Annotated in this window: 13 protein-coding genes; 12 read left to right on the top strand and 1 reads right to left on the bottom strand. The window is 63.8% G+C overall.

All coding sequences use genetic code 11. The annotated features are described in order from the left end of the window. The first annotated feature begins 75 nt into the window (after window positions 1–75). From ACGYLX_RS13340 to ACGYLX_RS13295, 10 genes are all read left to right on the top strand, one after another. Entirely contained in the window at window positions 76–1329 is a 1254-nt protein-coding gene (locus ACGYLX_RS13340; RefSeq protein ID WP_394450166.1) for a sarcosine oxidase subunit beta family protein, read from the top strand. Between the two features lie 12 nt (window positions 1330–1341). Further along, window positions 1342–1614 carry a sarcosine oxidase subunit delta gene (locus tag ACGYLX_RS13335; protein WP_067264779.1) on the top strand — a complete coding sequence of 91 codons (273 nt, stop codon included), beginning with the start codon at window positions 1342–1344 and terminating at the stop codon, window positions 1612–1614. Next, complete coding sequence (locus ACGYLX_RS13330) at window positions 1611–4547, top strand: sarcosine oxidase subunit alpha family protein (RefSeq protein WP_394450078.1); 2937 nt, start codon at window positions 1611–1613, stop codon at window positions 4545–4547. Before ACGYLX_RS13335 ends, ACGYLX_RS13330 begins: the two co-directional genes overlap by 4 nt. Next, the gene (locus tag ACGYLX_RS13325; RefSeq protein WP_394450076.1) at window positions 4540–5076 is read left to right on the top strand and encodes a sarcosine oxidase subunit gamma; all 537 of its coding nucleotides are present in this window, start codon (window positions 4540–4542) and stop codon (window positions 5074–5076) included. Before ACGYLX_RS13330 ends, ACGYLX_RS13325 begins: the two co-directional genes overlap by 8 nt. A gap of 51 nt (window positions 5077–5127) precedes the next feature. Next, entirely contained in the window at window positions 5128–5436 is a 309-nt protein-coding gene (locus ACGYLX_RS13320) for a hypothetical protein (protein ID WP_209219329.1), read from the top strand. 114 nt (window positions 5437–5550) lie between these two features. After that, the gene (dnaG, locus tag ACGYLX_RS13315) at window positions 5551–7545 is read left to right on the top strand and encodes a DNA primase (protein ID WP_394450074.1); all 1995 of its coding nucleotides are present in this window, start codon (window positions 5551–5553) and stop codon (window positions 7543–7545) included. 135 nt (window positions 7546–7680) lie between these two features. After that, window positions 7681–9663 (top strand): RNA polymerase sigma factor RpoD, encoded by a 1983-nt coding sequence (rpoD, locus tag ACGYLX_RS13310; protein ID WP_394450072.1) that lies wholly within the window; start codon window positions 7681–7683, stop codon window positions 9661–9663. Window positions 9664–9764: 101 nt separating this feature from the next. Continuing rightward, entirely contained in the window at window positions 9765–10178 is a 414-nt protein-coding gene (locus ACGYLX_RS13305) for a hypothetical protein (RefSeq protein ID WP_394450070.1), read from the top strand. 70 nt (window positions 10179–10248) lie between these two features. After that, window positions 10249–10728 (top strand): hypothetical protein, encoded by a 480-nt coding sequence (locus tag ACGYLX_RS13300; RefSeq protein WP_394450068.1) that lies wholly within the window; start codon window positions 10249–10251, stop codon window positions 10726–10728. A 1-nt stretch (window position 10729) separates the two neighbouring features. Beyond that, a complete protein-coding gene (locus ACGYLX_RS13295) occupies window positions 10730–11185 on the top strand; it encodes a secondary thiamine-phosphate synthase enzyme YjbQ (protein ID WP_394450067.1) in 456 nt (151 codons plus the stop codon). Here the strand turns inward: ACGYLX_RS13295 and ACGYLX_RS13290 are convergent. Next, complete coding sequence (locus ACGYLX_RS13290) at window positions 11164–11835, bottom strand: SDR family oxidoreductase (RefSeq protein ID WP_394450065.1); 672 nt, start codon at window positions 11833–11835, stop codon at window positions 11164–11166. The genes ACGYLX_RS13295 and ACGYLX_RS13290 overlap by 22 nt on opposite strands. 186 nt (window positions 11836–12021) lie before the next feature. On the opposite strand from ACGYLX_RS13290, the gene nrdR reads away from it, so the two are divergent. Further along, window positions 12022–12489: a transcriptional regulator NrdR gene (gene nrdR / locus ACGYLX_RS13285; RefSeq protein ID WP_067264800.1), complete on the top strand. Its 468-nt coding sequence runs from the start codon at window positions 12022–12024 to the stop codon at window positions 12487–12489. Window positions 12490–12518: 29 nt separating this feature from the next. Then, the gene (ribD, locus tag ACGYLX_RS13280) at window positions 12519–13598 is read left to right on the top strand and encodes a bifunctional diaminohydroxyphosphoribosylaminopyrimidine deaminase/5-amino-6-(5-phosphoribosylamino)uracil reductase RibD (RefSeq protein ID WP_394450165.1); all 1080 of its coding nucleotides are present in this window, start codon (window positions 12519–12521) and stop codon (window positions 13596–13598) included. The last annotated feature ends 1 nt before the right edge of the window (window position 13599 follow it).

The following is a 13599-nucleotide window of genomic DNA, read 5'->3' as shown; positions in this document are numbered from 1 at the left end:
CGGGGGAAGCGTTTTCGGTCATTGATACTTGCGCCCCAAGTTGCTTGACTGCGCCAAGACCGGGGGAGGCGAATGATGCGATTTTCAGGACTGCGGGTATTGCGCGAAGGCTTGACCGGCAATCGGGGTTGGACGGCGCAATGGCGCGATCCAGAGCCGCAGGCGGAATATGACGCGGTGATCATCGGCGGCGGCGGGCATGGGCTGAGCACGGCTTACTACCTCGCCAAGAACCACGGCATGACGAATATCGCGGTGCTCGAAAAAGGCTATCTCGGCGGGGGAAACGTGGGGCGCAACACGACCGTGGTGCGCGGCAATTACTTTCTGCCCGGCAATTCCGAGTTCTACAGCCATTCGCTCAAACTCTGGGAGGGGCTGTCGGAAGAGTTGAACTATAACGTGATGTTCAGCCAGCGCGGCGTGATCACCTTGTTTCACTCAGACGCGCAGCGCGATGCCTCGGCCCGGCGCGGCAATGCGATGATCAATCAGGGCGACGATGCGGAATTGCTTGACCGCGAGGGTCTGCGCAAACTGCTGCCCTATCTGGACTATGACAACGGGCGCTTTCCGATCCACGGCGGGTTGCTGCACCGACGCGGCGGTACGGCGCGCCATGATGCGGTGGCGTGGGGCTATGCGCGCGGCGCGGACCAGCGCGGCGTCGATCTGATCCAGCAATGCGAAGTCACCGGCATCGACATCGAGAACGGCCGCGTGCGCGGCGTGCAGACCACGCGCGGGGCGATCCGTGCCAAGAAGGTGGCGATCGTCACGGCGGGGCGCTCGGGCCAAGTCGCCGCCATGGCGGGGATGCGCCTGCCGATCGAGAGCCATGTTTTGCAGGCTTTCGTCTCCGAAGGGTTAAAGCCCGTGATCGACCATGTGATCAGCTTTGGCATGGGGCACTTCTATATCAGCCAGTCCGACAAGGGCGGGTTGGTCTTTGGTGGCGATCTGGACTTCTATGCCTCCTACGCGCAGCGCGGCAACCTGCCGATGATGGAGCATGTGATGGAGGCGGGGATGACCCTGATGCCGATGATCGGCAAGGCCCGCGTGCTGCGCTCTTGGGGTGGGATCATGGACATGACACCCGATGGCAGCCCGATCATCGACAAGACCGAGACGGAGGGTTTGTTCGTCGATTGCGGCTGGTGCTACGGCGGCTTCAAGGCGGTGCCCGCCTCGGGCCATGCGCTGGCGCATCTGATGGCCACCGGGCAGCCCCATGAGACGGCGGCGGGCTTCAGGCTCGACCGGTTCCGTTCGGGCGAAGGCCTGATGGATGAAGAGGCCACCGGGTCTCAGCACAACTTGCACTGAGGGAGGGCCAATATGCGGATCGAATGCCCCATCTGCGGCAGCCGGGATCGGCGGGAGTTCTATTATCGCGGCGATGCCATCGCCTTGGCCCGGCCTGCGCCCGATGCCTCGGATGAGGACTGGGACGCCTATCTGCACCTGCGCGACAACCCGGCGGGAGAGACCCGCGACCTGTGGCAGCATGAGACCGGCTGCGGCGCCTGGCTCGTCGTCACCCGCGATACGGTGACCCATGCGGTGCGGGCCGTGGAATTGGCATCGGATGTGAAAAGGGCCATGGCATGAGGATTGCAGGGCGCGGATTGATCGACCGGGAGACGCCGGTCAGCTTTACCTTCGACGGGCGGCGCTACGACGGCTTTGCGGGCGATACGGTCGCCTCGGCCATGCTGGCGAACGGGCAGCGGCTGATGGGGCGGTCGTTCAAATACCACCGCCCGCGCGGGGTGCTGAGCGCAGGCAGCGAAGAGCCGAACGCGTTGGTGACTACCGGCGTCGGCCCCGCGTCAGAGCCCAATGTCCGCGCCACCATGCAAGAGATTTACGAAGGTTTGCAGGTGCGCAGCCAGAACGCTTGGCCGAGCCTCGATCTCGACCTCATGGCGGTGAACGATCTGGCGTCGCCGTTCCTCGGGGCGGGGTTCTATTACAAGACCTTCATGTGGCCGCGCAATTTTTGGCGGCGCGTCTATGAGCCGGTGATCCGCCGCGCGGCGGGTCTGGGGCTGCTGAGCGGCCAGCCCAATGCGGACGCCTATGAGAAAGCCTATGCCTTTTGCGATCTTTTGGTGATCGGTGCAGGCCCGACGGGTCTGATGGCGGCGCTGGTGGCGGCGCGGGCGGGGGCGGATGTGATCCTTGCCGATGAATATGCGCTGATGGGCGGGCGGCTGAATGCCGAGAACGAGCGTGTCGATGGTGAGCCGGGCCATGTATGGGCGGCGGGCGTGGTCGCGGAACTCGCGGCGATGGACAATGTGCGGCTGATGCCCCGCACGACGGTGACCGGCGCCTATGACGGCGGGATGTTCGGCGCGTTGGAACGGGTCAACCAACACCGCGCGCGGCGGGGTGAGGGCGCGCCGCTTGAGTGTTTCTGGCGCATCGCAGCCAAGCAATCCATCCTCGCGGCAGGTGCTTTGGAGCGTCCCGTGGCCTTCGCCAACAACGACCGCCCGGGCATCATGACCTCGGGCGCCGTGCGAGCCTACCTCAACCGTTGGGGCGTGGCCCCGGGTAAGCAAGTCGCGGTCTTTGGCAACAACGACGACGCGCACCGCACCGCGCGCGATCTGGCCGCGGCAGGCGTGCATGTGGCCGCACTGATCGACAGCCGCGAGGGCGTCAGAATTGAAAACGCGGATTTCCCGGTGCTGAGCGCGGCGGTGGTCTGCAACACCTCGGGCGGCAAGGAGCTGGAGGCGGTGTCGATCCGCACGGCCGGGGGCGTACATAAGATACAGGCCGACTGTCTGGCCATGTCGGGCGGTTGGAACCCATCGCTGCATCTCACCTGCCATATGAACGGGCGACCGACATGGTCGCCGGAGATCCATGCTTTTGTGCCCACCCCCGGCGCGGTGCCGGGGATGCATGTGGCGGGGGCCTGTAACGGCAGCTTCTCGACCCACGGCTGCCTTGCGGCAGGTGTGGCGGCGGCAGGGGACGCGCTGGCGGCTTTGGGCCGCAAGCCGGAGCCCATCGATCTGCCGCAGGCCGATGACGCGCCCTACCGCCTTGCCCCGCTTTGGGCGGTGCCGGGCAAGGGCCGGGCGTGGCTGGATTTCCAGAACGATGTCTGCGTGAAGGATGTGCAGCAGGCGGCGGCAGAGAGTTTCCGCTCGGTCGAGCATATGAAGCGCTACACGACCCAAGGCATGGCCCCCGATCAGGGCAAGAACTCCAACGTGGCGGCGCTGGCGGTGCTGGCCGATGCCACCGGGCGCGGCATTGCCGAGACGGGCACGACCACCTTCCGCCCGCCCTATACCCCGGTTGCGATTGCAGCGATGGGCGCGGGCGGGCAGGGCAAGGGCTTTGCGCCCGAACGGCTGACCACCAGCCACGCGGCCAGCCTTGCCATGAACGCCCCGATGGTGGAGGCGGGGCTGTGGTATCGCCCCAGCTATTTTCCGCGCGGGCAGGAGCGAAACTGGCGTCAGTCCTGTGACCGCGAGGTCGGCTTTGTCCGCAAGACGGTGGGCATCTGCGATGTCTCGACCCTAGGCAAGATCGACATTCAGGGGCCGGATGCGGCCAAGCTGCTCGATCTGGTTTACACGAACAAGTTCAGCACCTTAAAGGTCGGTAAGGTGCGCTATGGGCTGATGCTGCGCGAAGACGGTTTCGTCATGGACGATGGCACCTGCGCGCGTTTGGGTGAGACGCATTACCTGATGACCACCACCACTGGCGCTGCCGGTGAGGTCATGCGCCATCTGGAATTCGTCACGCAATGTCTGCATCCCGAATGGCAGGTGCATCTGTCTTCGGTCACCGAACAATGGGCGCAATTCGCCGTGGCGGGGCCGAAGTCTCGTGAATTGCTGAACGGGCTGCTGGCGCAGCCGATCGACAATGACAGCTTCCCCTTCATGGCCTGCGGCGATGTGCGGCTCGGCGGGGTCGCGGCGCGGCTGTTCCGCATCTCCTTCTCGGGCGAACATGCCTATGAGATCGCCGTGCCCGCGCGCTATGGCGCGGCGCTGTTCGACCTGCTGGTCGCGCGGGCCGAGGCGTTGCAGGGCGGCGCCTATGGGATGGAGGCGCTCAACATGCTGCGGTTGGAAAAGGGCCATATCACCCATGCAGAGATCGACGGCCGCGCCACGGCAGAGGATATCGGCATGGGGAGGATGCTGTCGGATGCCAAGGACTGTATCGGCAAGACCATGTCCGAACGCCCCGGCCTGCGCGACCCAAACCGCGCGCAACTGGTCGGGCTGCGGCCCGTCGGCGCGGTGAAACAACTCACCGCAGGGGCGTTTCTGTTCGAGGCCGGGGCCGAGGCCAGCCGCGAGAATGCGCAAGGCCATACGACCTCGGTCGGCTTTTCGCCGGATGTTGGCACTTTTATCGGGCTGGGCTTTGTCACCCGGGGCCGCGCACGGCATGGGGAGGTGATGCGCATGGTTGACCATCTGCGCGAAATCGAGGCGGAGGTGGAGATCTGCGCCCCGGTCTTTGTGGAACCTGAAGGAGGGCGCGCCCGTGGTTGAAGTGAAAGCGCAAACACCGTTCGGCGATCTGCTCCCGCTGCACATCGGTGAGATCACGGTGGCGGCCCGCGATCTGGGCCAGTTGACCGTGCTGGGCGTGTTTGATCCGGCGGCCCTCACCAAGGCGCTGGAGACGGCTCATGGGGTTGCCCTGCCGGAGCCGCTTCAGAACACCGCCAAGGGCGATGTCCAATGCTTGTGGTTTGGCCGGGAAGAGGCGCTGCTTGTCGGGCCCGTACCGGATGAGGCGCTCGCGAAACATGCAGCCCTTGTCGATGTCTCGGACGGATGGGCAGTGGCGGAGTTGCAGGGGCCGGGGGCCGAAGATGTGCTGGCGCGGCTGGCCCCGTTGGACCTGCGCGCGGCGGCGTTCAAGCCCGGTCAGACCCTGCGCAGCGCATTGCGCGACATGCCCGCCGCGATCACCCGCACCGACACCGGCTTTTTGTTGATGGTCTATCGGTCGATGGCCGCCACTTTGGTGCAGGAGTTGCGCCGCGCTATGGAAGCGGTGGCATCGCGGCGCTAGGTTGTGCGGCAGGGGCCCGAATCCCCGTTAGGCAAACAACGGAGCATAGACATGAACAAAACGATATTCGCCGCATTGGCCGCGATCAGCATGGCGGTCTCGGGCCCGGCGCTGGCGGCCTCGAAGAAAGAGACGAGCTGCATGCATCAGGCCGCCGTGGTCGCCGCCGTGCAGCAGGCCCGCCTCGACCGCGTAAAAGAGCGCCAAGTCCCCGCCGCCGTGAAGGCCAAGGCGACATGGCCCGAGAGCTTTAACACCGCGATCCCGCTGGTGACCCCTTGGGTCTACGAGATGAAGATGCGCGACGTGAAAAAGAACGATCTCGCCGCCGCTTGGAAAGAAATGTGCCTCGCCCAATAGGCTGACCAACGCCGTGTCGGGCAGGGGGCGCTGCCCGGCAAGAGGGGCGTTTTACCGCCCGCTGCCGCTCTGCCTCCTCTGGACTCTGAACTGCCCCAGCCGGTATATGAAGCCATGAGCCTGCCCCCCGGATTTTTGGAAGAACTGCGTGACCGCGCCAGCCTGTCTCAGGTGGTGGGGCGCAAGGTTGTTTGGGACAACCGAAAGTCCAATCAGGGAAAGGGCGACATGTGGGCGCCGTGCCCCTTCCATCAGGAAAAATCCGCCAGCTTTCACGTCGATGATCGCAAAGGGTTCTACTACTGCTTTGGCTGCCACGCGAAGGGGGATGCGATCTCTTTCGTGCGCGAGACCGAGAATGTGAGCTTCATGGAAGCGGTGGAGATCATCGCCCGCGAAGTCGGCATGACGATCCCCAAGCAAGACCCCCGCGCGCAGGCCAAGGCCGACAAGCGCACGCAATTGGCCGAGGTAATGGAGCAAGCGGTGCAATGGTTCCGCCTGCAACTGCGCACCGGGGCGGCGGGGGCGGCGCGCGATTATCTGGCCAAGCGCGGGTTGTCGGAACAGGCGCAGGCCCATTGGGAGATTGGTTTCGCCCCGAACAGTTGGCAGGGGCTTTGGGATGCGCTCAAGTCAAAGGGCGTGGCGGATGAGTTGATCCTCGGCGCGGGGCTGGCGAAACCCTCCTCCAAGGGCGGCAAGCCCTATGACACGTTCCGGGGGCGCATCATGTTCCCGATCCGCGATGCGCAGGGTCGGGCGATTGCCTTCGGCGGTCGCGCGATGGACCCCGAGGATAAGGCGAAATACCTCAACTCGCCCGAGACCGAACTCTTTGACAAGGGCCGCAGCCTTTACAACGTCAAACACGCCCGCGCCGCCGCAGGGCGGGGGCAGCCGCTGATCGTGGCCGAAGGCTATATGGATGTGATCGCCCTGCATGGGGCGGGGTTCGAAGGGGCCGTGGCCCCCTTGGGCACCGCGATCACTGAGAACCAATTGCAGATGTTGTGGCGGATCGCGCCTGAGCCGATCATCACTCTGGATGGCGACGCGGCGGGCCAACGCGCCGCGCTGCGCCTGATCGATCTGGCCCTACCGCTGTTGGAGGCCGGGCAGAGCCTGCGTTTCGCGGTCATGCCCGAGGGGCAGGATCCTGACGATCTGCTGCGCGCGCAGGGGGCGGGGGCCTTGCAAAAGCTCTTGGACAATGCCCTGCCCATGGTGCGCCTGCTGTGGCAGCGTGAGACCGAGGGCAAGGTTTTCGACAGCCCCGAACGCAAAGCGGCGCTGGACAAAAGCCTGCGCGAAAAGATCAAACTGATCCGCGACCCGTCGATCCGCAGCCACTATGGGCAAGAGATCAAGGATCTGCGGTGGGAGCTGTTCCGTCCGCAAAAGAAACGGCCCGAATTCCGCCCCGTCGGGGGCAAAGCGCCGGGCAAGGGCAAAGGCGGGAAGGGCGCTGCTTGGGGCGCGCCGCTGGCCCCGCTGGCCAGCACCAAAGCCTCGGCCCTCGTGGCGATGAGCGATGAGCAGGTGGGCATGCATCTGCGCGAGGCGGTGATCCTTGTGGCCCTCGTCGATTGCCCGCAGTTGATTGAGACCTTCGAGACCGGGTTGGAGGCGATGCGCTGCGATGACCCTGATCACGCGCGGCTGCGCGATCTGCTGCTGCGCTTTGGCCATGCGGGCGAAGAGATGCTGCGCGAGGAGATTTCCTATTCCCTCGGCTGGGAGACACTTGAAAATATGAAGGGGCAACGCCACGTTGCCATCACGCCCTGCATCCGCAATCCTGGCAATGTGGACATGACCCGCCTGACCGTGGCCGAGGAACTGGCCAAACTGGATGCTGCCCGTGGGCTGAACGAAGAGATCGCCGAAGCCGTCGAAGACCTCAGCGGCCCGGCGGATGAGGGGGTCACCTGGCGTTTGAGCGAAGCGGCCCGTGCCGCCGATCTTGCCCGCCGCAGCGCACAGGAAGAAAGCAACGGGGAATTCGACGTGGGCGACAACGGCATGACGATGGACCGCGATGAGCGCAGCGCATTGGACGCGCTGTTGGGAACGATTAAATATGACAAGTCAAAGGGCCGCGGATAAGCATCGGCGTGGCCCATTTGCAGGACTTTTTGAAAATGCTGGGCAACGGGTTTAAGAATCACCCATAACCCCGCATGATTCGGAAAACCGAATCGTCTGCGGATGATTCGCGCTGACGCGCTGAAGGAGCATGAGATGGCTGCCAAAGATACGAATGACGACGCAAAGAGCAACGATTCAGAGGCCGGCCACTCGCTCGACATGAGCCAAGCCGCCGTGAAGAAGATGATCGGTGAGGCCCGCGAGAAGGGCTATATCACCTACGATCAGCTCAACACGGTCCTGCCGCCCGATCAGGTCAGCTCGGAACAGATCGAAGACGTGATGTCGATGCTCTCGGAAATGGGCATCAACATCATCGAAGACGAGGAAGCCGAAGAGGAAGAGAACAAAGGCTCGACCGAGGTTGCGACCACTGAGTCCAACCGCGATGTGGCGCTGTCCTCCGGCACTTCCGAGAAGCTTGACCGCACCGATGACCCGGTGCGCATGTACCTGCGCGAAATGGGCAGTGTCGAACTGCTGAGCCGCGAGGGCGAGATCGCCATCGCCAAGCGCATCGAGGCTGGCCGCAACACGATGATCGCCGGGCTTTGCGAAAGCCCGCTGACCTTCCAGGCCATCACCATCTGGCGTGACGAACTTCTCTCCGAAGACATTCTGCTGCGCGATGTGATCGACCTTGAAGCCACCTTTGGCACGCAGATGGGCGATGAGGAGGAGACCTCTCCGGTCGTCGCCCCCGCCGCCGGGGGCGAGACCAAGACCGAAGAATCCAAGCCCGAGTATGACGCCGACGGCAATCCGATCTCGTCGGATGACGACGACGACGAGGACGAACAGGCCAACATGAGCCTTGCGGCCATGGAAGCGGCGCTGAAACCGCAGGTTCTGGAAGCGCTCGACATCATCGCGGATGACTATGAAAAGCTCAGCGCGATGCAGGACAGCCGCATCTCGGCCACGCTGAACGAAGACGGCTCTTTCACCAAGGAACAGGAAGAGACCTATCAGAAGCTGCGGTCGGAAATCGTGCTTTTGGTGAACGACCTGCACCTGCACAACAATCGTATCGAAGCGCTGATCGACCAGCTTTACGGCATCAACCGCCGCATCATGCAGATCGACAGCGCCATGGTGAAGCTCGCCGACCAGGCGCGCATCAACCGCAAGGAATTCGTCGACAACTACCGCGGCTATGAGCTTGATCCCAACTGGATGGAGCGGATGGCCGAGAAGTCCGGTCGTGGCTGGCAGATGTTCATCGAACGCTCCTCCGAAAAGGTCGAAGAACTGCGCGCCGACATGGCGCAGGTCGGCCAATACGTCGGCCTAGATATCTCGGAATTCCGCCGCATCGTGCAGCAGGTCCAGAAGGGTGAGAAAGAAGCCCGTCAGGCCAAGAAGGAAATGGTCGAGGCGAACCTGCGCCTCGTGATCTCCATCGCCAAAAAGTACACGAACCGTGGCCTGCAATTCCTTGATCTCATTCAGGAAGGCAACATCGGCCTGATGAAGGCCGTGGATAAGTTCGAGTATCGCCGCGGCTACAAGTTCTCCACCTACGCGACATGGTGGATCCGTCAGGCGATCACCCGCTCGATTGCTGACCAAGCACGCACCATCCGCATTCCGGTGCATATGATCGAGACGATCAACAAACTGGTCCGGACCGGGCGCCAGATGCTGCACGAGATTGGCCGCGAGCCGACGCCCGAGGAACTGGCCGAGAAGCTGCAAATGCCGCTCGAAAAGGTCCGCAAGGTGATGAAGATCGCCAAGGAGCCGATCAGCCTTGAGACGCCCATCGGCGACGAGGAAGACAGCCAGCTGGGTGACTTCATCGAGGACAAGAATGCCGTGCTGCCGCTCGACAGCGCCATTCAGGAAAACCTCAAGGAGACCACGACGCGGGTACTGTCCTCGCTCACGCCCCGCGAGGAACGTGTGCTACGGATGCGTTTCGGTATCGGCATGAACACCGATCACACGCTCGAAGAGGTCGGCCAGCAATTCTCGGTCACGCGCGAACGTATTCGCCAGATCGAAGCCAAGGCACTGCGCAAGCTCAAACATCCGAGCCGCTCGCGCAAGCTGCGCAGCTTCCTTGATCAATAACCCAAAACGCGGCCCCGGTGGCCGCGTTTTCTTTTGCGGGGCGGGTCTTTGACCTGCCGCCCGCGCCGCTTACATCAAGGGGGTATCCCAAGAAGGTTCCCATGATGCGCAAAACTGTCCTTACCCTTCTTTGTCTTATGCTGCCGCTGCAAGCCGCCGCACAGGCCTACCGGGCCGAGAACCGGCTGATCGTCGTGCCCCTCACCGCGCAGGAGTTCGAGGTGATCGAAGACCACGGCGCAGGCGCGCGTCACATTTGGTGCGCCGCGGCGGAGTTTGCGCAGGACGTGCTGGGCCTTCCGCGCGGGGAGCGGCTTTATATCAAAACCCCCCGCGGCCCGTCGGTGAGCGGTGTGGGCCGTACCGGCGTCGTTTACACCACCAATCCTGAGCGGGCGAGCGGCGACAGGGGGCAGTCCTATTCCGTCACGATCAACCACGCGGGAGAGAACCTGCCCAGCCATCATGCCCGGCAGTTCTGTCTGGATCGCATAATTGAGTTGCGGGATTTCTGAGCCGGGGAAGCCGTTGTTTTCACGCGGTGGCAGGCTTATTCTGCGGGTATTGTTACGACGGATTTTTCTCATGCGTTTTCTGCTCGCCAGCTTGTTTCTGACCCTCGGCACCAGCCAAGCCCTTGCCCACTGCCACCAGCGCAGCGCCACGGTTCTAACCTGCACGATTGACCAAGGGGCAAAGCAGTTGGAGGTCTGCCTCGACGGGGAAGAGGTGATCTACCGCTTCGGCCCGGCTGACGCGCCCGGTCTGACCCTGAGCGCTCCGATCACGGAGGTGGCGCATCAGCCTTGGCCGGGCATAGGTCGCGCCATTTGGGAAAGCACGACCTTTCGGAATGGCAATTTTACCTATGAGGTCCATAGCTCTTTCGACAAACTCGATCAGATCAGCGATGGCGGGGTAACGGTGCGCGAGAATGGGCGCGAGATCGCCTCGCTTTCCTGCGACAGGGGGTCAGCGGAACTGGGCCTCTTTGCCATAAGCGACGCGAAAGAAGCCGCAGGCCAATGTTGGGACGCAGAGGCGCAGCACTGGGGAGCCTGCTGAGATGCAGACAGTCTTTACCATTCAAACCCGCGGTCAGGCGCTCTACGAGTTCACGGAGGACGTGGCCCGCTGGATTGCGGGGCAGGGGGACGGGCTGCTGACGCTCTTGGTGCAGCACACCTCGGCCTCTCTGCTGATCCAAGAGAACGCCGACGCGGATGTGCAGCGCGACCTCTTGGCCTATTTCGCCCGGCTGGTGCCGCCCGCCGATGCGCCAGAAATGCGCTATCTCACGCATCTGATGGAAGGGCCGGATGATATGCCCGCGCATATCAAGGCGTCGGTCCTGCCGGTCAGCCTTAGCATCCCCGTCGAGCGGGGGCGGATGATGCTGGGCACGTGGCAAGGCATTTACCTGTTCGAGCATCGCGACGCCCCGCATCAGCGGCGCATCGCGGCGCAATTCCGGCCGACTGACGCCGGACCGGGCAGGGGTCACCCTGTCGGCATCAGGTGAATTTCACGCACCGCGGCCCGCGCAGGCGCTTCGAGCGCATGCATCACCGCATCTGCCACATCCTCAGGCTGCAACTTGTCGGGTTTGGCCTCATCGAAAAAGGCGGTGTCGACCATGCCGGGTGAGACCACCATGCAGCGGCCACCCCATTCGGCCATCTCATCCGCCAAGTTACCTGCGTAGCCGTGGATAAACCACTTGGTCGCCCCGTAGATCGAGCCTTGGATATGACGCCGCCCGGCGGCAGAGCCAGTGACGACATATTGCCCCGTGGTCTTGCGTAGATGCGGCATGGCGGCATTGGCGGTGTAGAGCGCGCCCATGATGTTCAGGTCCACCATCGCCTTCCAATCCTGCGGGTCGCCATTCTCCGTCCCCGCGGGGCTGGTGCCGCGACCGGCATTGGCGAAGGCGGCGTCAACTTGTCCGAAGTGGTCGGCCAGTTTGTCGATTGCCTGTTTCTGCCCGTCGTAATCTGTGGCGTCGCCCACTAGCACCAACGCCTGATCGCCGATCTCATCAGCGAGGGCGTTCAATTTCTCTTCGCTCCGGGCAAAGAGGCCGATGTTCCAGCCCGCTTTCGCGGCGGCGCGGGCGGTGGCGGCGCCGATCCCGCTGGAGGCGCCGGTCAGGAAAAGTGTCTTGGTCATGGTATGCTCCGTTTATAGCCTTCGCTGACCAACGCAGGGGCATGGCGTCGGGTCCATGACACATTTTTGAACGCAAGATATAGCTGTGGAAATCTTCTCTACCCAAAACCTCGCGGCTCCCCTATAAGTTTTGACAAGAGGGCCGCGCGCCCCACAAGTGAGGCAGGATGAAGAGGGGGACGGCCGATGCGCTGCCCGTTTTGCGGAAATATCGACACCCAAGTGAAAGACAGCCGCCCGGCCGAGGATCACGTCTCGATCCGGCGCAGACGGTTCTGCCCGGCCTGCGGGGGCCGCTTCACCACCTACGAACGGGTGCAACTGCGCGACCTTGTGGTCATCAAAACCTCCGGCAAGCGCGAGGATTTTGACCGCGACAAGCTGGAACGCTCGATCCGTATCTCCATGCAGAAACGCCCCATTGATCCCGAACGTATCGATCAGATGATCTCGGGCATCGTGCGCCGGTTGGAAAGCATGGGCGAGACCGACATCAGCTCGAAACATATCGGTGAGATCGTGATGGAGGCGCTGGCCCGGATCGACACCGTGGCCTATGTGCGTTTCGCCTCTGTTTACAAGAACTTCCAAGCCGCGGACGATTTCGACAAATTCGTTCAGGAACTGCGGCCCGACGCCCTGCCGGAAGAGTGACCGGCGAGAGGGTGAGCGACGCGCGGTATATGGCGCTGGCGCTGTCCTTGGGGCGGCGCGGGCAGGGCAACGTCTGGCCCAACCCGGCGGTGGGCTGTGTCATCGTGCAAGGCACGCGGATCGTCGGGCGCGGTTGGACCCAGCCGGGCGGGCGTCCCCATGCCGAGCCGCAAGCGCTGGCGCAGGCGGGTGCGGCGGCGCGGGGGGCGACGGTCTATGTCACGCTTGAACCCTGCTCCCACCACGGCAAAACGCCGCCCTGTGCGCAGGCGCTGATCGACGAAGGCGTGGCCCGCGTGGTGATTGCGACGCAGGATGACGACGCGCGGGTCAACGGGCGCGGCATCGCGATGTTGCGAGATGCCGGGATCGAGGTCTCGGTCGGGCTGCACGAAGACGCGGCCCGCGCGGATAACGCCGGTTTCTTCTGCCGCACCGATCTGGGCCGCCCGATGCTCACGCTGAAGCTGGCCAATTCCTTTGACGGGCGCATCGCCACCGGCACGGGCGAAAGCCAGTGGATCACCGACGCCCCCGCGCGGCGGCTGACCCATGCCATGCGCAGCCGCCATGACGCGGTGATGGTCGGGGCAGGCACCGCCCGGAAGGACGACCCGAGCCTGACGGTGCGTGGTCTCGGGCTTGCCCAGCAACCGGCGCGCGTCGTCGTCTCCCGCAGGCTCGACCTGCCGTTGATGGGGCAACTGGCGCGCACGGCGGCTGAGGTGCCTTTGATCCTCTGCCACGGTGCGGATGCCGATCCGGCTTTGGTCAAAGCTTGGGCGGATCTGGGGGCGACACTGCTGCCCTGTGCCGCACGCGGGGCGCAGTTGGACCCGCAGGATGTGATGCGGCAATTGGCGGCGCATGGCCTCACAAGGATTTTCTGCGAGGGGGGAAGCGCCTTGGCCGCTTCGCTTATCGAGGCGGATTTGGTCGACCGGCTGGTGGGGTTCACCGCCGGGCTGGTGATCGGGGCCGAAGGTCTGCCCGGCATCGGGGCGCTTGGCCTGTCGCGGCTGGCCGAGGCGCCGCGCTTCGCGCTGCAATCCAGTCAGCAGATTGGGCCGGACCTGCTGCACATTTGGCGTCGCAACGCAGCCGATTGAG

It is taken from the genome of Sulfitobacter sp. 1A13496, from assembly GCF_043557225.1.
Lineage (GTDB): Bacteria > Pseudomonadota > Alphaproteobacteria > Rhodobacterales > Rhodobacteraceae > Sulfitobacter > Sulfitobacter faviae.
The sequence above is the reverse complement of the archived record's forward strand: the minus strand, read 5'-3'. Positions and strand labels throughout refer to the sequence as shown.

Excerpts from the sequence above, each read along its gene's own strand:
- ACGYLX_RS13340 (WP_394450166.1), top strand. The coding sequence starts at position 76 with ATGCGATTTTCAGGACTGCGGGTATTGCGCGAAGGCTTGACCGGCAAT.
- ACGYLX_RS13335 (WP_067264779.1), top strand. The coding sequence starts at position 1,342 with ATGCGGATCGAATGCCCCATCTGCGGCAGCCGGGATCGGCGGGAGTTC.
- ACGYLX_RS13330 (WP_394450078.1), top strand. The coding sequence starts at position 1,611 with ATGAGGATTGCAGGGCGCGGATTGATCGACCGGGAGACGCCGGTCAGC.
- ACGYLX_RS13320 (WP_209219329.1), top strand. The coding sequence starts at position 5,128 with ATGAACAAAACGATATTCGCCGCATTGGCCGCGATCAGCATGGCGGTC.
- dnaG (WP_394450074.1), top strand. The coding sequence starts at position 5,551 with ATGAGCCTGCCCCCCGGATTTTTGGAAGAACTGCGTGACCGCGCCAGC.
- rpoD (WP_394450072.1), top strand. The coding sequence starts at position 7,681 with ATGGCTGCCAAAGATACGAATGACGACGCAAAGAGCAACGATTCAGAG.
- ACGYLX_RS13305 (WP_394450070.1), top strand. The coding sequence starts at position 9,765 with ATGATGCGCAAAACTGTCCTTACCCTTCTTTGTCTTATGCTGCCGCTG.
- ACGYLX_RS13300 (WP_394450068.1), top strand. The coding sequence starts at position 10,249 with ATGCGTTTTCTGCTCGCCAGCTTGTTTCTGACCCTCGGCACCAGCCAA.
- ACGYLX_RS13295 (WP_394450067.1), top strand. The coding sequence starts at position 10,730 with ATGCAGACAGTCTTTACCATTCAAACCCGCGGTCAGGCGCTCTACGAG.
- ACGYLX_RS13290 (WP_394450065.1), bottom strand. The coding sequence starts at position 11,835 with ATGACCAAGACACTTTTCCTGACCGGCGCCTCCAGCGGGATCGGCGCC.
- nrdR (WP_067264800.1), top strand. The coding sequence starts at position 12,022 with ATGCGCTGCCCGTTTTGCGGAAATATCGACACCCAAGTGAAAGACAGC.
- ribD (WP_394450165.1), top strand. The coding sequence starts at position 12,519 with ATGGCGCTGGCGCTGTCCTTGGGGCGGCGCGGGCAGGGCAACGTCTGG.